General features: G+C 66.7%; 19 protein-coding genes. 12 read left to right on the forward strand and 7 right to left on the reverse strand.

Going from position 1 to position 21533, the window contains the following annotated elements:
* Positions 1 to 2: 2 nt before the first annotated feature.
* Positions 3 to 2213 (reverse strand): SF1B family DNA helicase RecD2, encoded by a 2211-nt coding sequence (gene recD2, locus LuPra_RS23495; protein WP_110173013.1) that lies wholly within the window; start codon positions 2211 to 2213, stop codon positions 3 to 5.
* A gap of 211 nt (positions 2214 to 2424) precedes the next feature.
* Entirely contained in the window at positions 2425 to 3417 is a 993-nt protein-coding gene (locus LuPra_RS23500) for a Gfo/Idh/MocA family protein (protein WP_157899581.1), read from the reverse strand.
* Positions 3418 to 3664: 247 nt separating this feature from the next.
* Between LuPra_RS23500 and LuPra_RS23505 the strand changes: the two genes are divergently transcribed.
* The 5 genes from LuPra_RS23505 (at position 3665) to LuPra_RS23525 (ending at position 7989) form a co-directional block, all read left to right on the forward strand.
* Positions 3665 to 4429: a (Fe-S)-binding protein gene (locus LuPra_RS23505; protein ID WP_110173015.1), complete on the forward strand. Its 765-nt coding sequence runs from the start codon at positions 3665 to 3667 to the stop codon at positions 4427 to 4429.
* Positions 4426 to 5871 carry a LutB/LldF family L-lactate oxidation iron-sulfur protein gene (locus LuPra_RS23510; RefSeq protein ID WP_110173016.1) on the forward strand — a complete coding sequence of 482 codons (1446 nt, stop codon included), beginning with the start codon at positions 4426 to 4428 and terminating at the stop codon, positions 5869 to 5871. The genes LuPra_RS23505 and LuPra_RS23510 overlap by 4 nt, the downstream gene beginning before the upstream one ends.
* Positions 5868 to 6563 carry a LutC/YkgG family protein gene (locus LuPra_RS23515; protein WP_157899582.1) on the forward strand — a complete coding sequence of 232 codons (696 nt, stop codon included), beginning with the start codon at positions 5868 to 5870 and terminating at the stop codon, positions 6561 to 6563. The genes LuPra_RS23510 and LuPra_RS23515 overlap by 4 nt, the downstream gene beginning before the upstream one ends.
* Positions 6560 to 7093 carry a hypothetical protein gene (locus LuPra_RS23520; protein ID WP_162472813.1) on the forward strand — a complete coding sequence of 178 codons (534 nt, stop codon included), beginning with the start codon at positions 6560 to 6562 and terminating at the stop codon, positions 7091 to 7093. The genes LuPra_RS23515 and LuPra_RS23520 overlap by 4 nt, the downstream gene beginning before the upstream one ends.
* A gap of 107 nt (positions 7094 to 7200) precedes the next feature.
* Positions 7201 to 7989 (forward strand): hypothetical protein, encoded by a 789-nt coding sequence (locus tag LuPra_RS23525; protein ID WP_110173019.1) that lies wholly within the window; start codon positions 7201 to 7203, stop codon positions 7987 to 7989.
* Here LuPra_RS23525 and LuPra_RS23530 read toward each other — a convergent pair.
* The gene (locus LuPra_RS23530) at positions 7931 to 8737 is read right to left on the reverse strand and encodes a glycerophosphodiester phosphodiesterase family protein (RefSeq protein ID WP_157899583.1); all 807 of its coding nucleotides are present in this window, start codon (positions 8735 to 8737) and stop codon (positions 7931 to 7933) included. The two genes, LuPra_RS23525 and LuPra_RS23530, sit on opposite strands and share 59 nt — an antisense overlap.
* Before the next feature lie 23 nt (positions 8738 to 8760).
* On the opposite strand from LuPra_RS23530, the gene LuPra_RS23535 reads away from it, so the two are divergent.
* The 3 genes from LuPra_RS23535 to LuPra_RS23545 all read left to right on the forward strand — a co-directional run bounded on the left by LuPra_RS23535 (position 8761) and on the right by LuPra_RS23545 (position 12483).
* On the forward strand, positions 8761 to 10293 hold the full coding sequence (locus LuPra_RS23535; RefSeq protein WP_110173020.1) for a magnesium chelatase: 1533 nt from the start codon (positions 8761 to 8763) through the stop codon (positions 10291 to 10293).
* Positions 10294 to 10432: 139 nt separating this feature from the next.
* Complete coding sequence (locus tag LuPra_RS23540; RefSeq protein WP_110173021.1) at positions 10433 to 11677, forward strand: vWA domain-containing protein; 1245 nt, start codon at positions 10433 to 10435, stop codon at positions 11675 to 11677.
* Between the two features lie 182 nt (positions 11678 to 11859).
* Entirely contained in the window at positions 11860 to 12483 is a 624-nt protein-coding gene (locus tag LuPra_RS23545) for an LON peptidase substrate-binding domain-containing protein (protein ID WP_110173022.1), read from the forward strand.
* Between the two features lie 107 nt (positions 12484 to 12590).
* On the opposite strand, the gene LuPra_RS33995 is transcribed toward LuPra_RS23545, so the two are convergent.
* Positions 12591 to 12716, reverse strand: a complete 126-nt coding sequence (locus LuPra_RS33995) for a hypothetical protein (RefSeq protein WP_257724472.1) — start codon at positions 12714 to 12716, stop codon at positions 12591 to 12593.
* Complete coding sequence (locus LuPra_RS23550) at positions 12688 to 13356, reverse strand: dioxygenase family protein (RefSeq protein ID WP_110174841.1); 669 nt, start codon at positions 13354 to 13356, stop codon at positions 12688 to 12690. The genes LuPra_RS33995 and LuPra_RS23550 overlap by 29 nt, the downstream gene beginning before the upstream one ends.
* 219 nt (positions 13357 to 13575) lie before the next feature.
* Between LuPra_RS23550 and LuPra_RS23555 the strand changes: the two genes are divergently transcribed.
* Positions 13576 to 14358 (forward strand): cobalamin-binding protein, encoded by a 783-nt coding sequence (locus tag LuPra_RS23555; RefSeq protein ID WP_110173023.1) that lies wholly within the window; start codon positions 13576 to 13578, stop codon positions 14356 to 14358.
* 128 nt (positions 14359 to 14486) lie between these two features.
* On the opposite strand, the gene folE is transcribed toward LuPra_RS23555, so the two are convergent.
* Positions 14487 to 15026 (reverse strand): GTP cyclohydrolase I FolE, encoded by a 540-nt coding sequence (folE, locus tag LuPra_RS23560; RefSeq protein ID WP_110173024.1) that lies wholly within the window; start codon positions 15024 to 15026, stop codon positions 14487 to 14489.
* Between the two features lie 22 nt (positions 15027 to 15048).
* Between folE and LuPra_RS23565 the strand changes: the two genes are divergently transcribed.
* Positions 15049 to 15756: a TRAP transporter TatT component family protein gene (locus LuPra_RS23565; RefSeq protein WP_157899584.1), complete on the forward strand. Its 708-nt coding sequence runs from the start codon at positions 15049 to 15051 to the stop codon at positions 15754 to 15756.
* A gap of 378 nt (positions 15757 to 16134) precedes the next feature.
* Positions 16135 to 19341 (forward strand): TonB-dependent receptor, encoded by a 3207-nt coding sequence (locus LuPra_RS23570; protein ID WP_110173026.1) that lies wholly within the window; start codon positions 16135 to 16137, stop codon positions 19339 to 19341.
* A 221-nt stretch (positions 19342 to 19562) separates the two neighbouring features.
* On the opposite strand, the gene LuPra_RS23575 is transcribed toward LuPra_RS23570, so the two are convergent.
* On the reverse strand, positions 19563 to 21056 hold the full coding sequence (locus LuPra_RS23575) for an aldehyde dehydrogenase family protein (protein ID WP_110173027.1): 1494 nt from the start codon (positions 21054 to 21056) through the stop codon (positions 19563 to 19565).
* A 74-nt stretch (positions 21057 to 21130) separates the two neighbouring features.
* Here LuPra_RS23575 and LuPra_RS23580 point away from each other — a divergent pair, with 74 nt between their 5' ends.
* Positions 21131 to 21487: a PilZ domain-containing protein gene (locus LuPra_RS23580; protein WP_157899585.1), complete on the forward strand. Its 357-nt coding sequence runs from the start codon at positions 21131 to 21133 to the stop codon at positions 21485 to 21487.
* Positions 21488 to 21533 lie beyond the last annotated feature (46 nt).

Below are 21533 nucleotides of genomic sequence, written 5' to 3' on the forward strand. Positions count from 1 at the left end.
GTCTACGCCGACAGCAAGGCGCGCAGCTGCGACCAGCGACGGCGTGTCTGCTTGCCGCGTACGGCGATCGCCAGCGCCCTGGTCTGCCCGACCAGCACGACCAGGCGCTTGCCCCGCGTCACGCCCGTGTAGAGCAGGTGACGCTGCAGCATCGGATAGTGCTGCGTGGTCACCGGAATGACCACCGCGGGGTACTCCGAGCCCTGCGCCTTGTGCACGGTGGTCGCGTAAGCCAGGACGACACGATCGAGATCGCCGAAGTCGAACGTGACCGGCCGGCCGTCGAACTCCACGGTCATCGTCTCCTCCTCCACCGCGATGGCGCGGACGACGCCGAGGTCGCCGTTGTAGACCTCCTTGTCGTAGTCGTTCTCGATCTGCATCACCTTGTCGCCGACCGCGAAACGCTGGCCGTACCGCTCGATGGCGGGAGCGCCGTGCGGGTTCAACAACCGCTGCAGCGCCTGGTTCAGGGCCTGCGCTCCGAGGCCCCCCCGGTTCATCGGACAGAGCACCTGCACGTCGCGCACCGGATCGAGGCCGAAGCGCTGCGGGATGCGTTCCGACACGACCTGCAACAGCCGCTGCAGCGCGCGCTCGGCGTCCTCGGCCTCGACGAAAAAACAATCACCCTGCCCCGACTGGCTGAACGCGGGCATGTCGCCGGCGTTGATCGCGTGGGCGGCGAGCACGATGCGGCTCTCGGCCGATTGCCGATGGATCTCGGTGAGACGCGCCACGGGGACACGCCCGGAGTCGATCACGTCTGCCAGCACCTGGCCAGGACCGACCGATGGCAATTGGTCGACGTCGCCGACAAGCAGCACGCCCATCGTGTCGGGCACCGCCTGTAGCAGGTGCGCCATCAGGACGACATCCACCATCGAGGATTCGTCGACGACAAGCAGGTCGCCCTCGAGCGGGTTGCCGGCACGCCGACGGAAGCGTCCGTCCTGAGGGTTGATCTCCAGCAACCGGTGAATGGTCTTCGCCTCGAGGCCGGTGGCCTCCGTCATGCGCTTGGCGGCGCGACCGGTGGGTGCGGCCAGCAAGGGGCGCACACCCTTGGCCATGAGGATCGCCAGGATGGCGCGCAGCACGGTGGTCTTGCCCACACCAGGGCCGCCGGTGAGCACCAGGACCCGCGCGCCGAGCGCTCGTGCCACTGCCACCCGCTGACTTGGCGACAGCGCCAGCGACAGCTTGCCTTCTGCCCACGGAATGGCGCGGTCGGCGTCGATGTCGGGCCACGGCCGCGGCCGGGCGACGAGTTCGGCAAGCCGCGTCGCCACCGTGCGCTCCGACGCATCGAGCGTCGCAAGTGCCAGGATCGGCGTGCCGTCGATGACCGCCCCCACGACCGTCGCGGCCGCGATTTCCTCGGCAATGGCCTCATCGATCAGCGATGGCGCGAGTTCGACGAGGGACGCGGTACGCTCGCGAAGCTCCGTGACCGGGAGCGCGCAATGCCCCTGGTCGACCGCCTCGGACAGCACGTGTTGCAGCGCCCCTCGACGACGACTCATCGCGTCGGTGGGAACGCCGATCTGGCGCGCGATCTGATCCGCGGTCAGGAACCCGACGCCGCGAATGTCGCGAGCCAGCCGGTAGGGATCCTCGGTCAGCACCTTGACCGCGTCGGCGCCATAGGTCCGATGGATGCGGACGGCGCGGCTCGTGCTCACACCGTGCGTGTGCAGGAAGACCATGATTTCCCGCACCGCGCGCTGGCCCTGCCAGTTCTCGACGATGCGGCGGGCTCGCACGTGACCGATGCCGGCGATCTCGAGCAGGCGGTCGGGTTCGCGATCGATCACGTCGAAGACGGCGGTGCCGAAGGCCGCGACGAGGAGCTTGGCCAGGTGCGGCCCGACACCCTTGATCAGTCCGGAGCCCAGGTAGCGCTCGATGCCTTCGGGCGAGTCCGGCGGCGAGACGCGGATCCAGTCGGCCTTGAACTGCTGGCCGTGCGTGCGGTCCTGCACCCACGCGCCGGTCGCGTGGACGTGCTCGCCGATGGCGACTTGCGCCGCGTGGCCGACGACGGTGGCGGGTTCGCGTCGACTCCGCAGCGCCACGCGGAGGACGCAGAAGCCGCTCTCCGCATCGTGATACGTGATGCGTTCGACCTGTCCGGCCACGTACTCGGCCCCCTGGTGGCTGCCAGCCAACAGCGGCGACCGGCCAGCCTGGATCTCGCGGCGGGGGGACATGGGGGCTTGAGGCTTGAGGCTTGAGGCTTGAGGCTTGAGGCTTGAGGCTTGACGCCTACGGATTACGGATTACGGCTCAGGCATGACTCGAGCCCTGAGCCCTGAGCCTTGAGACCTGAGCCTTGAGACCTGAGACCTGAGACCTGAGACCTGAGACCTGAGACTTGAGACTCGAGACTTGAGACTTGAGACTGAGACTGAGACCTGCCCTTCACGCATCCAGCGCGACCGTATTGCCGCTGCGCGCCGCCTGCAGCAACGCGGTGAGGGTGTCGACATTGTCGAGGCTGTCCTCGAGGGTCACGAGCGGTGCGCGACCCGCCCGGGCCGCGTCGCGGACGTCGTCCACCTCACCCTGGTAGAGGAGCGGCCCGTCGACGGTGACGGTATAGGCCTCGTTCGCCTTCATGACCTCGATCGTCTCGGTGGGCTCCGGCTTGAACGGATGCCGTACCAGCAGCCGTCCCTCGCTGCCGATGATCTCGACCTCGGTCTTGAAGGGTGACTCGAAACTGCTGTGCACTTGCGCGACGACGCCGCCGGGGAACTGCAGCTGTCCGAAGAAACTGAGGTCGATCTCCCCCGCGCCCCAGTTCGCGACCGCCTGCACGGAGAGCGGACGGTGGCCGACGATCGTGCGCGCGAACGACACCGGATAGCAGCCGACGTCCCACAGGCTCCCACCGCCGAACTCGGGAACGAGGCGGGTGTCGAACGCCCGGTCCAGGACGAACGAGAACGTACCACGCACCCCCTGCAGCCGTCCGATGGTGCCATCGTGCGCCAGTTCACGCGCCCTCGCGACCAGCGCATGATGGCGATACATGAACGCCTCGGTGATGACCACGTCATGCGTGCGCGCCGCCGACATCAGCACGCGGACACCCGCACCGTCGAGCGAGATCGGCTTCTCGACGAGCACGTGCTTCCTGGCTTCGGCCGCTTTCACCGCCCACTCGACGTGCATCGAGTGCGGCAGCGGGATGTAGACGGCGTCGATGTCGGGATCGCCGAGCAGTGCCTCGTAGCTGCCGTACGCTCGCGCGATCCCCTGCGTCTCCGCGTAGGTGCGGGCACGTTCGACGCTGCGCGAGGCGATGGCCAGCAATTGGTGTCCATTGGACGCCAGCGGCCCGACGAGGGCGCGGTTGATACGGGCAACGCCGAGGATGCCCCAGCGGAAGGGTGCAGGCGATTCGGTCACAGGCAGCATCGTACTCAAGAATGCTGGAATGCCGAGAATGCTGGAATGCCGAGAATGCTGGAATGTCGAAATGCCGGGTGCTCGAGGCGGCGCGCTCGGCGAGCGCGCCCAACCATCCCGATTGACGACGGTAGGGACGGCTCTCTGAGCCGTCCATCTCCGAAGCCATGATGGTCGGCTTCCAGGCGAGGGCCCGCTCGGAGAGCGGGCCCTCCCTTCGTGCGCAACGAGGCATAATCCCGGAAGCATGTCCTCTCCTTCGGGATCTCCTGCCGTTCGGCCGACGAGGGTGCAGTTGCTGGTGACGTGCCTGGTCGACCACTTCTCGCCCGACACGGCCGAGGCGGTGGTTCGCGTGCTCGAGCGGGAGGGCGTCGAAGTCGTCGTGCCCGAGGACCAGACCTGCTGCGGGCAGCCAGCCTGCAATGCGGGAGCAAGGGCGGATGCGGTCGCGATGGCCAAGCACACCATCGCCGTCCTCGAGCGTGACCCCAGCCCGGTGGTGATTCCGTCGGGGTCGTGCACGGACATGCTCGTGCACCAGGCACCGGCGCTGCTTGCCGGTGAGCCCGAGTGGGCCGAGCGCGCCCGCACCGTCGCCGCCAGGACCTACGAGTTCACCCAGTTCGTTGTCGACGTCCTCGGCGTGACCGATCTGCCATGCACGGCATCGGGCACGCTGGCCTACCACGCGTGCTGCCACGGGCTGCGCGGCGTCGGCATCGACGCGCAGCCGCGACGGCTGCTCGAGCACGTCTCCGGCGCCAGGGTGGTACCCCTTCCCGAGCACGACACGTGCTGCGGTTTCGGCGGGCTGTTCGCGATCAAGATGCCCGACATCTCTGGCGCGATGCTCGAGCGCAAATGCCGGCAGATTGCCGCCGCCGGCGCCGACACGATCGTCGTCACCGACGTGAGCTGTGCGATGCACATGCAGGGCGGTCTGGATCGGCAGGCGCAGGCGGTGCGCGTGCGGCACATCGCCGACATCCTCGCGGGCGGGACGGCATGAGCCACGCGGCGCCATTGCCGTTCTACGCCCGGGCTCAGGAAGCGATCGCGGACCGGCAGTTGCAGACGGCCCTCGATCGCGCGACGACACGCATGGTGGTCGCCCGCAAGCAGGCCATCGGCCTCATCGCCGACGGCGAGGCTGCCCGCGACCACGCGCGACAGATCCGGGCCCACACGATCGCGAACCTCGATCGCTACCTCGATCAGTTCGTCGAACGCGCCACGGCGGCCGGTGTGCACGTCCATTTCGCCAGTGATGCCGAGACAGCCACGACCCTCGTGGTCGACATCGCACGCCGCAACGGCGTCAGGCGCGTCGTCAAGGGCAAGTCGATGGTGTCCGAGGAAATCGAGCTGAACCACGCGCTCGAGGCTGCCGACATGCGGGTGGTGGAAACCGATCTCGGCGAGTACGTCATTCAACTCGACAAGGACGTACCGTCGCACATCATCGCGCCCATCATCCACAAGACGAAAGAACAGGTCGCCGAGACGTTCCGTCGCGAACTGGATGCCAGTGACGCCGACGTGGCCGACATCCCGCAGATGACGGCCTTCGCACGACGCATGTTGCGAGCCGAGTTCCTAGCAGCCGACATGGGGATCAGCGGCGTGAACTTCGCCGTCGCCGAGAGCGGCAGCCTGTGCCTCGTCGAGAACGAAGGCAACGGGCGACTGTCGACGACGGTACCGCGGCTGCACGTGGCCCTGATGGGCATCGAACGGATCGTACCGACCGCCGCCGACCTGGCGGTGTCGCTCCGCGTCCTCGCCCGCAGTGGCACCGGCCAGGCCCTCACGGTCTACACCAACATCATCACCGGCCCGCGGCGCGCCGACGATCCGGACGGCCCGTCCGAGGTGCACGTCGTACTCGTGGACAACGGCCGCTCGAACATGCTCCGAACCGAGCTCGAGGAAATCCTCTACTGCATCCGCTGCGGAGCCTGCCTGAACGCCTGCCCGGTGTACCAGGAGATCGGCGGCCATGCGTACGGGAGCGTCTATCCGGGGCCTGTCGGCGCCGTGTACACGCCGGGCGCGTTCGGGCTCGGGCCGTGGGCTGATCTGCCGCAAGCGAGCAGCCTGTGCGGGGCCTGCAAGGAAGCGTGCCCGGTGCGAATCGACATCCCGCGGATGCTGCTCGCCCTGCGCGCCCGCGCCGAGGAAGGCGGGCACACGCCGCGATGGGTCGGCCAGGGGTTACGCGTGTTCCGCTTTGTCGCGACCAGGCCACGGCTGTACCGGTTCGCGTCGGCGGCGGCGCGGCGCGTGTCGCGATGGTTCGGTCCCACTGGCTTCGACCGCCTGCCGGGGCCGCTCGCCGGCTGGACGCGGCATCGACACTTCCCTGCGATGGCAGCCGAGACCTTCACCGCGCGAAGACGGCGCCTGGGCCGGTCCCGCCTTCGCCTCCGGCTTCGGCGGGGCAAGCCATGACCAGCGATCTGTTTCCACCTGCGCTGCGGGATAAGCTGAAGCCGTCGGGGCCGACCGTGCCGCATCCGGGCTCGTTCCCTTTCGCACCGATGCCAGACGGTGCGGACGCCGCGATCGCGCAGTTCACCGACGCATGCGAAACCGTCGGTGGTCGCGTGTCACGCGTCGCCAACGCCGCCGAGGCAGCTGACATCGTGCTCGCCTATCTCGAGGCGGCCGAGTGGATGAGGCCTGGTCAACCTGGACCGGCCCCGTTCGTGGCCTGGGATGCGGACCACCTGCCACTGCCGGACGTGCTGTCGGTCGTGGAGGCGCGGGGCGCAAAGCGGCTCGATGCTTCGGTCCATGCCGAGCAGGCAACGCGCGACGACGATTGCCGCCGCCTCGATGCGGCGATCGTCGGCATCACCGGTGCCGACGCGGCGTTGGCTGACACGGGATCGGTCGGGCTCGTCCACGGAAGCGGACGGGCACGACTCGTGTCCTTGCTGCCGCCCGTGCACGTGGCGCTCGTGCCGGTAGAACGCCTGCACGCGACGCTCGGAGCGTTGTTGGCCGCCGAGCCGGACCTGCTGCGCGCGGCGGCCAACGTCGTGTTCGTCACCGGGCCGAGCCGGACGGCTGACATCGAGATGACTCTCACCCGTGGCGTGCACGGGCCGCGCATCGTGCACGTGGTGTTTGTCGGATGACGGTGAGTGGTGCGCCCGAAGCAACCAACTCGCGAGAACGCGCCGTGCGCGCCGCCGGACTGGTCGTCTCCAGCGCGGGATGCGCGGCGTTGCTCTGGCTGTTCGTCCACCAGCCGACCAACCTGCAGGAACTCGCCGGCGGCGTCGCCGCCTCGGTGGGCGCGTACCAGATCAACCAGGCGGACTTCGATCAGGGCAGGCAGTTCTTCGCGGGAGACAAGTTCGTCGAGGCACGCGCCGCGTTCGCGCGCGCCGACCCGGCGTCCCGTCACGCCATCACCCAGTTCTACATCGCCTACAGCTACTACAGGCAGGGCTGGGGCCGCGTCTACAGTGACGACACGCTGTTTGCCCGGGGGCTCGAGGCGGTGAACCGCGCGATGACGCTGGCGCCCGGCGGTCTCCTTCGCGTCGACGATGCTGCGCTCGACATGAAGTCCGCCGACGAACTCAAGGCCGAACTCGAGCGTGGACTCACGCGCGACGCCTCCGATTTCAATCCGTTGCGCGTGCTGAGGCAGCGGCGATGAGCGGCCACGAGATCGCACGTGCTGACGAAGGCCGGGCTCGGCCACCTTCGCGCGACGCGCTTCGGCGCCCAAGGGGAGCCGGCCCTACCATCGGCAACGATGCGCACTTGCGCGCCGGGCGCGAGGCCTTCGTGTTGCCGCTGTTGCTGATCGGCGTTGCAGCGGGAGGTGGCTTCCGCAGCAGCATCACCGACGGCGCGTGGCGATTCCTGCCGCCGACGCCGATGGCGCTCGTGCTCGGGTTGCTGCTGGTCGGCATGCTCGTGCGCACCGGCGTACTCGTCCCATGGGCGCTGCTCGGGCCGCAGCGATCGGGGCTGGCCAACGCCAATGGCGCGATGCTGCTGGGGACGCTGCTGCTGGCCTCGGCGCAGGTGTTCACGGCTCTGTCACCGGAATCGGGACTGCTGCAGGTCCTCGCATCGGTCTTCTTCCTGCTTCTGCTGCTCAACACCCTGGCCGCGCAGCCGACGCGCGCCCGCGCGATGCAGAGTCTCGGCGTGGTCCTGTTGTCGGCCTTCGTGCTCAAGTACGTGGTGCTCGACTCGCTGTACGCTCCGGAAGGCAGCCTGGCGCGCAAGGTCGTGACGACGCTGATCGAAGGTGTGTCGCTCGGTGCGCTCGGCTACACGGCACACGGCGCGGCAACGGCGTACGTGGCGTTCGTGGTCGTGCTCGCCTACCTGTTCGCGCTCGTGCTGTTGCCTGGAGACGAGATGACCACAACGGTAGGGCCCGCTCTCCGAGCGGGCCGTCAACTGGAAGCCGATGGTCATGGCCTCGGAGTTGGCCGGCTCGGAGAGCCGGCCCTACCAGGAGAGCCGGCCCTACCAACCGTCACCGCGACGCCCGCCAGCGACGCACGACTGGCACCGCCACGTCCGGACGATCGCTGATCAGGCCGCGGACACCCCACGCCAGCAGACGCTCCATCGCCGCCGGCTCATCCACGGTCCATACGGCGACGGGCACCCCGGCCCGCCGCGCGGCGCGCACGAAGCGACGCGACACGACGCGGAGGGCGCCCGCCGTCTCCGGCACCTGGAACGCCTGGAAGGCCGTGCGCCGCGGTGCCACCGCGACCCACGAGCGATACAGGAACCAGCGGATCTCCTCTCGCGCCGCACTCGACACGACGTCCGGTCCTTCCTCACGCGCGGCACGGACGACGGTGTCCTCGAATCCGGCGAAGCACACCCGGCCGATGGCGCCGGCACCGCGCACGAGCGCCACCGCACGACGCGCGACCTCCGGATCGTCGCCCTTCAGTTCCATGATGATGGGCACCGCCGGATAGCGCGAGAGCACCACGTCGAGCCTGGGAATGACGCACCCCCTGTGCCGCCAGGCCAGGCCATCGAGACCCGTGAAGTGGTGACCGGCATCGAGTTGCTGCAACGCGTCAGCCGTGTGTGCCGAAATCGGCCCGGTCCCGCTGGTGGTGCGATCCAGCATCGCGTCGTGGTGCACCATCGGCACGCCGTCACTCGACAGCCGGACGTCGAACTCCAGCCCGTCGGCACCGAGCGCAAGGCCGTGGTCGAACGCGACGAGCGTGTTTTCCGGGCGCAGTTTCGATCCGCCGCGATGCGCGAACACGAGCGGCGGCCCGAGCGAGGCGACAGGATGTGACTGGCTCGACAAAATCGACCTGATACTATCGCCCCATGTCCCGACCGACAACGCTTGGCGCGCTCAAGCGGGAGATCGCGGCCGGACGCGTCGCACGGCGGCCCGTGCGATCCGAACTCCGCGAGAACCTGCTGGCTCGCCTCAAGGCGGGTGGCCCGATCTTCCCCGGTGTGCTGGGCTACGACGACACCGTCGTGCCGCAGGTGGTCAATGCCATCCTCGCCCGGCACCACTTCATCCTGTTGGGCCTGCGTGGGCAAGCCAAGAGCCGCCTGCTCCGTGCGCTCACCACGCTGCTCGACGACGAGATTCCCGTCGTCCCCGGATCGGAGGTCAACGACGACCCGACAGCGCCCTTGAGCGCGTACGGGCGGCACCGCGTCGCCGAGGCTGGTGATGATCTGCCGATCGAATGGCTGTCGCGGGATCGACGGTACGTCGAGAAACTGGCGACACCTGACGTGACCATCGCCGACATGATTGGCGACATCGACCCGATCAGGGCCGCCCGCGGCGGGCTCGCGCTCGGCGATGAACTGACGATGCACTACGGCCTGGTGCCGCGCGCCAACCGCGGCATCTTTGCCATCAACGAACTGCCCGATCTCGCCGGGCGCATCCAGGTCGGCCTGTTCAACATCCTCCAGGAGGGGGATGTGCAGATCAAGGGCTTCCCGGTACGGCTGCCGCTCGACATCCTGCTCGTGTTCAGCGCCAATCCCGAGGACTACACCGCCCGCGGCAAGATCATCACGCCGCTCAAGGACCGCATCGGCTCCGAGATCCGCACGCACTATCCGTCCACGCTTGCCGACGGCGTGGCGATCACCGAACAGGAAGCCTGGACCGTCCGGCCCGACGATGGCGGGCACACGATCGAGGTGCCGCGCTACATCCGGGAGATCGTCGAGGAAGTGGCATTCCAGGCGCGCAAGGAACCCAAGGTCGACAAACGTTCGGGCGTTAGCCAGCGGCTGCCGATCACGGTCCTCGAATACGTCGTCTCCAACGCCGAGCGCCGGGCGGTGATCAACGACGAGGCCCTGGCCGTCCCTCGCGTGTCGGACATCCACGCGGCACTGCCGGCCATCACCGGCAAGCTGGAACTCGAGTACGAGGGCGAACTCAAGGGCGCCGACAAGGTCGCCGCGGAGATCATTCGCGCCGCCGTCGGCCAGGTCTTCGACGCACACCTGGGCGTGGCGAACCTGCGGCAGGTCATCGAGTGGTTCGACATGGGCGGTTCATTGCAGCTCGACGACACCGCCTCGGCGCGAACGCTGCTCGACCAGGCGAAGAAGGTGCAGGGCCTGGCCGACGTCCCGGAAGCGCTCGGCCTGCCCGAGGACGCACCGGCGCCGCTCATTGCCTCGGCGATCGACTTCGTGCTCGAAGGCCTGTATGCCCAGAAGCGCATCAGCCGCACCGAGTCTGGCACCTACACCGCGGGCGAGGAGCCGGCGCGGCGTGGCGGCAAGGCCGACAAGCGGCGCGATCGCCAACTGCGCGATGACGATGACGACGATGGCGGGTTTGGCGGGGGCAGCGGGGGCCGCTATTACAACTGAACGCGGCAATTTCAAATTGCAGAATTTCAGAATTTCATTGCCACCGCCAAGCTTCGAGGCGCCGAGGTGGTCGTGCAATTATGAAATGTTGAACTTCTGAAATTCCCGACGGCCGAAGGCCGAACGACGAAGGCCGACCGTGAAATACAAGTACACGAAGTTCATCCCGGACGATCTCGAGGGCATCGACCTCGAACAGCTGCTGTCGAAGCTGTCGGACCTGCTGCTCTCGAGCGGATTCGAGAACCCGTATGAGCCGGACCCCGACGCGCACGGCCACACGCGACAGGAGTTGCAGGACGCGATCATCGAGGCGTTGCTGGCCAACGGGCTGCTGACGCCCGAGCAGATGGAACGGCTGCTCGGTGAACCGGCCGACAGCGACAGCAAGTCGGGGCTCGAGCAACTGCTGGACAAGTTGATCGACCGGATGCGTCAGCAGGGCTACCTGACGCCGCAGCCTGAGGAAGGCACGTTGAGTGGCGGCCAGCAGGGCAAGGACCTGCCGCCGGTCAAGTTCGAGGTCACCGACAAGGGCATCGACTTTCTCGGCTACCGGGCCTTGCGCGACCTGCTCGGGTCGGTCGGCCGCAGCAGTGCCGGCCGTCACGACACGCGTGACATGGCGACGGGCATCGACGCCGGCGGCGCCGTGAAGCCGTACGAGTTTGGCGACACGCTGAACCTCGATCCCGTGGCCACGCTCCTCAGCTCCGTCAGCCGCAACGGCCTGCCGGCGCCCGGTGAGCGATTCGAGCTCGACTACCCCGACCTGCACGTGACGCAGGGCGAGTACCAGAGTTCATGCGCGACCGTGGTCATGCTCGACTGCAGTCACAGCATGATCCTGTATGGCGAGGATCGGTTCACGCCCGCCAAACGGGTCGCGCTCGCGCTCGCGAACCTGATCCGCCACCAGTACCCCGGCGACGCACTGAACGCCGTGTTGTTCCACGATTCGGCCGAGGAGGTACCGGTGGAACAGCTGGCGCGCGTGCGTGTCGGCCCCTACTACACCAACACCCGCGAAGGCCTGCGCCTGGCGCGCCGTGTCCTCGAGCGGCAGCGCAAGGACATGAAGCAGATCGTGATGATCACCGATGGCAAGCCGTCGGCGATCACGCGGCCGGACGGCCAGATCTATCGCAACGCCTTCGGTCTCGACCCGTACATCGTGTCGGAGACATTTGCCGAGGTCGCCGCCTGCCGCAAGGCCGGCATCATGATCAACACGTTCATGCTCGCGCGCGATTACGAACTGATGGCTTTCGTACGTCGCGTCGCGCAGATCTGCCACGGCAAGGCGTATTTCACCACGCCGATGACGCTCGGGCGGTATGTGCTCATGGATTATCTCGACAAGAAGACGCGGACGGTCCACTGACGAACGCCGGACGCCGCACGCGTGGTAGGGACGCCTCTCCGAGGCGTCCATCACCGCATCACAATCTCGCGACGCCTCGACGCCCAGGAGATGGACCGCTCGGAGAGCGGTCCCTACCGGCTACCGATCGCGTACTTCGAGGAGATGGACCGCTCGGAGAGCGGTCCCTACCAGCGACGACGATGACGCTCCCTTCCGAGATCCCGCTCTTCCCTCTCCCCAACGTCGTCTTCTTCCCCGACGTGTACCTGCCGCTGCACATCTTCGAGGAGCGGTACCGGGCGATGACGCGCCAGGCGCTCGGGGGCACGAAGGTGATCGGGATGACGGTGCTGCGCGAGGGCTGGCAGGACGACTACAAGGGCGCGCCGCCGATCTACGCAACCGGGTGTGCAGGCGCGATCGTGCATCACGAACCGCTCGAAGATGGACGGTTCAACATCGTGCTCCAGGGCCTCGCCCGCTTCGAGGTCGTGCAGGAGTTGGCCAGCACGACGCCGTTCCGCGTCGCTCGCGTCCGCTGGCACGAGGAGGCCGATGCCTCGGGACGCCGTGCGTCGCTGACGCGGCTGCGTCGGCAGGTGGAGACGCTGCTGCTCCCGGCCATCGCGCAAGGTGAGGTACGCATGCCGCCGGGCATGAGCGACCAGGCCCTCATCAACGCCGTGTGCCAGGCCATCGACATCCCCGTCGTCGAAAAGCTGGCGCTGCTCGAGAAGCCCGACGTGCTGCTGCGGGGACAGGCGCTGCTGCCGATTCTCGAACGTCTCGTGATCAAGCTGTCGGGATCAGGGCAGGTCCACTGAACGCCGAAATTGCAAGATTGCAAAAGTTCAGAATTTCCTTGCCACCGCCATGGGTCAACCTGCTGATGGTGGTGATGCAATTCTGAAATTCTGAAATTCTGCAATGCTCAAGGTTTCTTCTGCTGCGCTTCCCACGTCTTGACGTAATCCCAGAACGCGGGCGCGCCTTCCGGTTTGCCGATCGCGCCACGCGTGATGCCATCGTCACCTTCGAAGGCGGTCTGCCCGAGCACGACGTCCCCAGCGCGCGGCGATCTCGCCAAGCGGGCTACCGGGAATGGGCCGGAAGTCGGCGATGACCGTCGCGCGTGCCGCCGGGTCGAGCCTTGTCAGCACGCTGTCGGCGGCGTTGAGCGGGTCGCCTGCGACATGCACCTGCGTGGTCATGACACGCCGCCCGTTACGGCTGACTGCGAGGTGGATGTGCGGCGCGCGGGTGATGCCGTACTGCGAGTAGGAAACCGGCCGGATGGTGCGGAAGCTGTACTCGCCGGTCGAGCCCGTGAGGACACGCCCGTATCCCTGGAAGTTCGGATCCCGTTCCACGCCGCGGCCCTTCGAGTGCAGGTACGACCCTTTCGCGTCGCACTGCCAGACTTCGACGACGGCGTTTCGCACGGGCGCACCGGTCACGCTCAGCACGCGGCCCGAGAAGTAGGTGATATGCCCCGTTGATGGCGTCAGGGCGTCGTTGAGCAGCAGCAGGTCGTTGTCGGTGTCGAGCGGCAACTGGTCCGGATAAAACGGCCCTTCGGTCGTTCGCGCGGTCTCGGTGAGCACGTCGGCGTAGACGCCTCGGGGCCAGAAGAGCGAGGCGCCGACGCCCAGACCGGCGAGCAGGGAACGACGAGTGATCGCAGTACGCACAAGCATGGGCACCCTTTCGCGGGCCACCAAGGCGGCCGGCAAACGTTTGCTTGAATTGTCGAGCTGCGGGCGATTGTCGCCCGAGGCCAGGCCCGCCTGCAAGAATTGCAGGAATTGCAGAAGTTCAAGATTGCACCACCTGCAATGCCGCGACGGTTGGCGGTGGTAATGCAATTCTGAAATTCTGCAATTCCTGCAATTCTCAGGTGCCCGTACACTCGCGCCGTGTCCTACCCGTCGCGGATCGTGTGCCTGACCGAGGAAACGACCGAGATTCTCTACCTGCTCGGCGAGGGCGATCGGGTGGTCGGGGTGTCTGGCTACACGGTGCGCCCACCCGAAGCTCGCCGCAAGCCGCGCGTCTCGTCGTTCCTGCACGCGCGGACGGACAAGATCGACGCCCTCAAGCCTGATCTCGTCCTCGCCTTCTCGGACCTGCAGGCCGACATCGTCTCCGGGCCGATCCGACGCGGCTACCCGGTGATGACCTTCAACCAGCGCAGTGTCGACGAGGTGCTGCAGGCGGTCCGCCTCGTGGGCGGCCTGGTCGGTGCGCAGGCGCGCGCCGAGGCACTCGCTGACAGGTTGCGCGCCGGGCTCGACGCGATTGCGCGGGAAGCCACAACGTTGCCGGTACGGCCGCGCGTGTTCTTCGAGGAGTGGGACGAGCCGCTGATCTCCGGGATCCAGTGGGTCGAGGAACTGGTCGAGATCGCGGGCGGGACCCCGATCTTCCCTGAACGCCGGCAGGCGGGTCTCGCGAAGGATCGGATCGTGTCAGCCGACGAGGTGCGGTCGCGGAATCCCGACGTGATCCTGGCCTCGTGGTGCGGCAAGCGGGCCCAGCCGGCGCGCATCGCGTCACGGCCGGGATGGGAGACCATCGCTGCCGTTCGACACGGCCGGATTCACGAGATCAAGTCGTCGCTGATCCTGCAGCCGGGCCCGGCGGCGTTGACCGACGGAGTACGCCAGATAGCCGCGCACATCCGCGGGGCGGCACAATAATTTCAGAATTTCCGAATTGCAGAATTGCAGTGCCACCGCCAACCTTCGAAGCGATCAGGTTGCTGAGTGGTAACGGTGGTGGTGGTGGCAGTGGTGGTGAAATTTTGAAATTCGGCAATTCTGCAATTCTATTGTGCGAGTTGGAGGAACTCGGCGCGCGTGCGCGCGTCGCTGCGGAACGTGCCGAGCATCGCGCTGGTCACCGTCGCGGAGTTCTGCTTCTCCACCCCTCGCATCGCCATGCAGAGATGCGTACCATGCATGATCACGCCGACGCCGAGCGGATCGACTGCCTCGCGGATGCACTCGGCGATCTCGTTGGTCAGCCGTTCCTGCACCTGGAGGCGACGGCTGAACACATCGACGAGGCGCGGAATCTTGCTGATGCCGATGACCTGCGTACGCGGGATGTAGGCGACGTGGCACTTGCCGAAGAACGGCAGCAGGTGGTGCTCGCAGAGGCTGTAGTAGTCGACATCCTTGACGATCACCATCTCGCTGTAGTCAACGGTGAACAGCGCCCCGTTGAGGATGTCACCGATGTCGGCGGCGTACCCGCTGGTCAGGAACTTCATCGATTTCTCGACGCGTTCCGGGGTCTTGAGCAATCCCTCCCTGCTAGGATCCTCTCCGAGCTGCTCCAGCAGGGAACGGATGAGAGTCTGCATCAAGTCAGTCTACCTTACGGCCTTGCTGGCCCTCTGTGTGGACGCACGCCTGGCGGCCGAGGTTCCGGCCTCGGTCGACGCCTTGTATTCGCGGCGCGAGGATCCGGTTGCGGCGCGGCAGGCGGCGGACCAGTACCTGGCGCATCATCGCGCGGCCCCGCAGGACTTCGTCGGCGGTTGGAAGCTGGCGCGGGCCAGTTACTTCCTCGGCACGCAGGGCCCGGCCGCCGAGCGGCGGATGTGGCTCGAGACCGGGCTCGCGGCCGCAACCGACGCAGTGGCGCTGAACGACGCGAGACCCGAGGGACATTTCTGGCTGGCGGCCAACATGGGCGCGCTGGCCGAGTCGTACGGGCTGCGCCAGGGACTCAAGTACCGCACCCGCATCAAGCAGGCGCTCGAACGCGTCCTGGCGATCGATCCGCGGTTCATGGAAGGCTCGGCCGACCGCGCCCTGGGGCGTTGGTATCACAAGGTGCCGGGACTGTTCGGCGGCAGCGCCGCCAAGGCCGAACAGCACCTCCGCAAGTCGCTCACCTACAGCCCGCAGTCGACGGTGAGCCTGTTCTTCCTCGGCGAACTCTATGCCGACCAGGGCCGGCCCGCCCAGGCGCAGCGGCTCTACCAGGAGGTCCTCGAGGCGCCGATCCACCGTGAGTACGTGGCCGAGGACAAGTTCTACAAGGCGCAGGCCCGCGCGCGCCTGCAGACCCTCGCCGAGAAGCGGTGACCGGGTGCCGGGTGCCGGGTACCGGGTGCCGGGCATCCTTCATTTTCAGCGTTCGGCGTTAGGCGTTAGGCGTTAGGCGTTCCTATGCCTGCCCCCTCGACCATCCCCTTCGCCCCGGCTTGCAAGCAGTTTGGCCCTCGATGGGTCCAAGTTCTTGAATTCTGCCCATCCGACCTGATGGATCGAGCCCGTGGTTGCGGCAGAGATCACGTAAATCGTCACAATTCCACCACACAAGCGATCCGGTATGCACCATGCAGGTACCGTCCCGTCCCACGGGAGGGACGTGCCGGCAGATAAAGACGCTGCGTACGGCCCTCCCATGGACGACTTGGCTCCACATCCTGTGGAGTCCTGAGAACTTCAGGAGGGTAGGACATGATTCGTCGCGCATTCTGGGTGCTGCTTGCCGCGGTGCTCTGCGCAGGCCCCGTTGCCGCCCAGGAAATCACTGGTAGCGTCATGGGGACGGTGGTCGACAGTTCGAAAGCGGCCATCCCCGGTGCCACCGTCAAGATGGAAGGTGGCTCGGTCAACCAAACGCAGGTCACAGACGACACCGGTAGGTACAGCTTCGCCGCGGTGCCCCCCGGCACCTACAAGCTGACCACGACGCTCCAGGGCTTCTCCACGGGTCTGGCCGAAAACGTCGCGGTGGCGATTGGCAAGGCCACGACCATCGACTTCACGCTGAACGTGGGCGGCCTGGCCGAGCAGGTCACGGTCGAGGCGGATGCGGCTCGCGTCGACATCGCGCAGACGACCATCCAGACCAACGTCACGGCCGCGACGATCGAGAACCTGCCCAAAGGCACGAACATGGGCAGCCTCCTCAAGCTCTCGCCGGCGGCGCGTGCCGAGCCTCTCAGCGGCCAGTACCAGATCGACGGCGCCAGCGGCTCCGAGAACTCGTTCATGGTTGACGGACTCGAGACGTCGAACTTCCGCACGGGCAACCTGAACGTCAACAACAACCTGCCGTTCGAGTTCATCCAGGAGATGTCGATCAAGACCTCCGGGTTCAACGCCGAGTTCGGCGGCGCGACCGGCGGCGTGATCAGCGTCGTCACCAAGAGCGGCACCAACGCCTTCCGTGGCATGGGCGGCATGGAGTTCGAGAGCGACTCGCTGAACGCCGACCCGCGTGGCATCCTGAACAAATACCGCAGCGGTTCCGGCGCCAGCTTCGTCCAGATCAACGAGTACTTGCCGATCAAGAGCGACTCGTACAAGAACTACTACCCGGTGTTCGGCCTCGGCGGCCCCATCCTGCGCGACAAGGCGTGGTTCTTCGCCAGTTACTCGCCGCAGATCTTCGACGAGGAGCGGACGACCGAGTACGTCACGACCGATCCGCGCACGCGGACCAAGACCGGGGAGGAAACCTACAGCCGGACCCGCCAGTCCGATTACTTCCAGGGCCGTGTCGACGTCCAGCCGACGAACACGCTGCGCCTCACCGGTTCGTTCACGTACAACCCGTACGAGGAAGACGGCATTTTCCCGGATAACCAGATCGCGCCCGGCAGAACCGTTCCATATGCCAACTTCGGCGGGTCCACGGGCACGCTAGTCGGCAACGCCTTCACGTCGCAGCAGGGCGGCGAGCAGAAGGCCCACAACTTCTCGATCGGCGGCACGTGGACACCCGGCAGCCGTGTCGTGGCGAGCGCTCGGGTGGCCCGCGGCTACCTGGACGAACTCCTGAACTCGCGGGCGATTCCGCAGGAGACCCGATTCCGCTGCATCACCAATGCGCCGCCGGCGGGGGCCGGGTGCGCGCTCGGGTTCGACAACTTCCCGTCGGGCAACGACAACCGCTACGAGGACAGCTCGGAGCGGTGGACCGTCGACTCCAACGTCGCGTTCCTCGCCGATAACCTGGCGGGCCGGCACGAGTTCAAGGTCGGTTATCAGTACTCGCGCGTCGCCAACGACGTGAACACCGGCTACGTGCCCTTCGGCGTCGTCTCGCTCACGTACGGCATCTCGATCAACGACCTCACCGGGCGCAACGATCCCGTAACGCCTGGCGCCATCGGGGCGGGGCAGTTGCAGCGCTTCGGGACAGTGGGGGCGGCCGCCAACACTGCCAACTCGATCTACTTCCAGGATCGTTGGCAGCCGACCAACCGCCTGACGATCAACGCTGGCGTCCGCATGGAGAACGAGGACTTGCCGTCGTTCAACGGCTACGCGCCGCCGATCAACTTCGGCTTCGGCGACAAGATCGTGCCGCGTCTCGGTGTGGCGTACGACCTCACGGGCGATGCCAAGACCAAGCTGTTTGCGAGCTACAACAAGTTCCAGGATCGGCTGAAGTTCGAGTTGCCTCGCGGTTCGTTCGGAGGCGACTTCTACCGTAGGGACTACTTCGAGATCATGCCGAACCAGCCGAACTACGACTTCTACACGCTGAGCCGGGTCCTCGGCAGCAACCAGGACGTTTCCGGCGGACAGTGCCCCATTGCCAACTCGACGGGCCTCTCGCGCTGCCAGTACGACTTCCGTATCGCGTCCAACAGCCCGGAGGCGGACATTTACTCGGGCAAGGTCGACCCCGACCTGAAGCCGTTCACGCAGACCGAGTTCACGGTCGGCCTCGAGCGTGAAGTCAGCAACCGCATGCTCCTGAGCTTCCGTTACACACGCAAGGACGTGGATCACGCGATCGAGGACGCGGGCTTCCCGACCCCCGAGGGCAGCGAGGCGTACATCATTGGCAATCCTGGTGAAGGCCTCCACGCAGCAACGGCAAAGCAGTTCGGCTACGCCAAGACCGCCACGCCGCAGCGCCTGTACAACGCATTCGAGACCCGTCTCGAGCGCCGCTTCGGCGGCAATTTCGCGTACAGCGTCGCGTACACGTACAGCAAGCTCGAGGGTAACTACTCGGGTCTGGCGAGTTCGGACGAGCCGCAGGCCCTCAGCGCCAACTCGGCTAGCGGTGCCAACGCCGGCTCGGCCAACTTGGGACGCCCCTCGCCGGGCGTCAACCGCTTCTTCGACCTGCCGCACCTCGGGTTCACGGCTGCTGGCGTCCCTGACAACGGCCCGCTGGCGACCGACCGTCCGCACGTGTTCAACGCGTTCGGCCAGTACATGCTGAACTGGGGCGCGAATCAGGCCACCAACTTCGCCGCCTTCACGACGTTGCAGTCGGGCACACCGCAGACCAGCTTCTACTCGCTGTATGCGGCGGCCGTGGCCTACGGGCGCGGCGACATGGGCCGGACCGAGAAATTCTCGAACACCGACCTGATGATCTCCCACCGCATGCGGTTCGGCGGCAGCAACAAGAGCGTGTCGCTCGAGCTCAACGTCCTCAACCTGTTCAACGAGGACAACGTGCTCGGTCTCGTCAACACGCCTGCCGGCGTCAACCCGAGCATCAGCACGCTTGGCCTGCCAGTGGCCGACGAACCGGAAGCGCTGAACTACATCCTCACGAACGGCATCACGTCGCAGTTCGACACGTACCTGAACAACCCCGCCAACCCGCAGCGCAAGGACACCGCGTACGGAATGCCGAACTGGTTCCAGGGATTCCGCACCGTCCGCTTCGGTGTGAAGTTCCACTTCTAGTGCACCTCCGCCCGCTCACGCGGGCTCGGTGCACAACGCTCACTCGCGGCGCCCCAGGGCGCCGCGAGAGTTCTAGTCAGCCGCTCGGCGTGAAACAGTTCGGGCCCGGTGGGAACACTCCCATCGGCCCGAGTTGTTTGCGGCCCCGGCGTTCGGCCTTGGGCCTTCGGCCTTCGGTCTTGAATCCTTCTGCGTTCGGCGTTCAGCGTTCGACGTTCGTCTTATATCTGCTCCGTGTCCATCTGCGCGCGTTGCAGGCGGCCGCTGAAATCCACGTAGATCGATTTCCACTCGCTGAACACGTCGAGTGCCGCGATGCCGGCTTCGCGGTGGCCGTTGCCCGTCGCCTTGACGCCCCCGAATGGCAGGTGGACCTCCGCGCCGATGGTCGGCGCGTTCACGTAGAAGAGCCCCGTGTAGACGTCCCGCATCGCCGTGAACGCGTTGTTGATGTCCTGGGTGTAGATGGCCGCCGAGAGGCCGTACGCGACGTCGTTGGCTACCGCGATCGCCTCGTCGAGCGATCGCACCTTGATCACCGACACGACCGGCCCGAAGATCTCCTCGCGCGCGATGCGCATCGTCGGCGTGACGTCGGCAAAGATGGTCGGCTCGTGGAAGCATCCGGCCGCGAACGCGCCGTCGGACAACCGCGATCCGCCAAGCACCAGCCGCGCGCCCTCATTGCGGCCGATGTCGACGTACTCGACCACCTTCGCCAGTTGCTCCTCGTGGATCGAGGGTCCCATCTGGACGCCATCGCGACGGCCATCGCCCACCACCAGTTGACGCGCCCTGGCGACGAACCGCTCGACGAACGAGTCGTAGACCGCTTCGTGCACGACCACCCGGCTGGCCGCCGTGCAGCGCTGCCCGGTTGTCCCGAATCCACCCCAGACGGCGCCCTCCACCGCCAGGTCGAGGCGCGCGTCGTCCATCACCAGGATGACGTTCTTGCCCCCCATTTCGAGGTGCACCTTCTTGAACGTACGCGCGCACGTCTCGTTGATCCGCCGGCCCGTGTCCGTGGATCCGGTGAACGACACGACCGCGACATCCGGATGCTCGACGATCGGCGCAGCGGCGCCGGGTCCGTCGCCCATCACCAGGTTGAGCACGCCGGCGGGCAGCCCGGCATCGATGAGCGTCTGGACGAAGTTGATCGCGGTCAGCGGTGCTTCTTCGGCCGGCTTGAACACGACCGTGTTGCCGCAGATCAGCGCCGGCAGGATCTTCCACGACGGCACCGCCATCGGGAAGTTCCAGGCGGTGATCATCCCGCACACGCCGATCGGCTGCCGGATCGACATCGCGAACTTGTTGCGCAACTCGGAAGGTGTCGTCTGGCCGAACAGCCGCCGGCCCTCACCCGCCATCAGGTAGCTCATGTCGATGGCTTCCTGGACGTCGCCAGCCGTCTCGGCGAGCACCTTGCCCATTTCGCGGGTCATGTCATCGGCGAACCGATCCTTGCGCTCGCGGAACAGCTGCGCCGCCCGGTACAGGATCTCCGCGCGACCAGGCGCGGGTACGAGTCTCCACGAGGCATACGCGCGCCGCGCCGCCGCCACCGCAGCGTCGACGTCGACCGCGCCAGACTGCGGGAAGAGGCCAATCAGGTCCTCACGGTCGGCAGGATTGCGGTTCTCGTACGTGGCTCCCGATTGCGCGGGCACCCACTGTCGGTCGATGTAATTGCGGTATGTCTGCGGCACCGGGCTATTCTAGGCTGGAGCCGGAAGGGCTTCCTGCCGATTCCGGAACTGGGGAGTCCCGCTTCCCGCAACTCATGGACGATCGCCAACGGTTTCGCATCCCGCTCGAGCACGCCCTCACCGGCGAAGTGACCGTCTACCGCCCGTTGACGGTGAGCGACCTGTCGCCGCACGGGGCACGCGTCGAGACGCCGGAACCGCTGCGGGTGAACTCGGTGCGGGCATTTCGCCTGAACCTCGGCGAGCAGACGGTGGTGCTCAAGGGCCGCGTCTGCCACGCGAGCGTCCGCGCCCTCGATGACCAGCGCGTCGTCTACACGTCGGGCATCGAGTTCCTCGACGTCGCGCCCCAGGCGCGCATGGCCATCGAACGCTTCCTCGAACGCGTCGGCGGCATCCTCCTCACCGCCGAGCACGGGGAGATTCATTAGGAAACCGGGTACCGGGTACCGGGTACCGGGTACCGGGTACCGGGTC

The organism is Luteitalea pratensis (assembly GCF_001618865.1).
Classification (GTDB): domain Bacteria; phylum Acidobacteriota; class Vicinamibacteria; order Vicinamibacterales; family Vicinamibacteraceae; genus Luteitalea; species Luteitalea pratensis.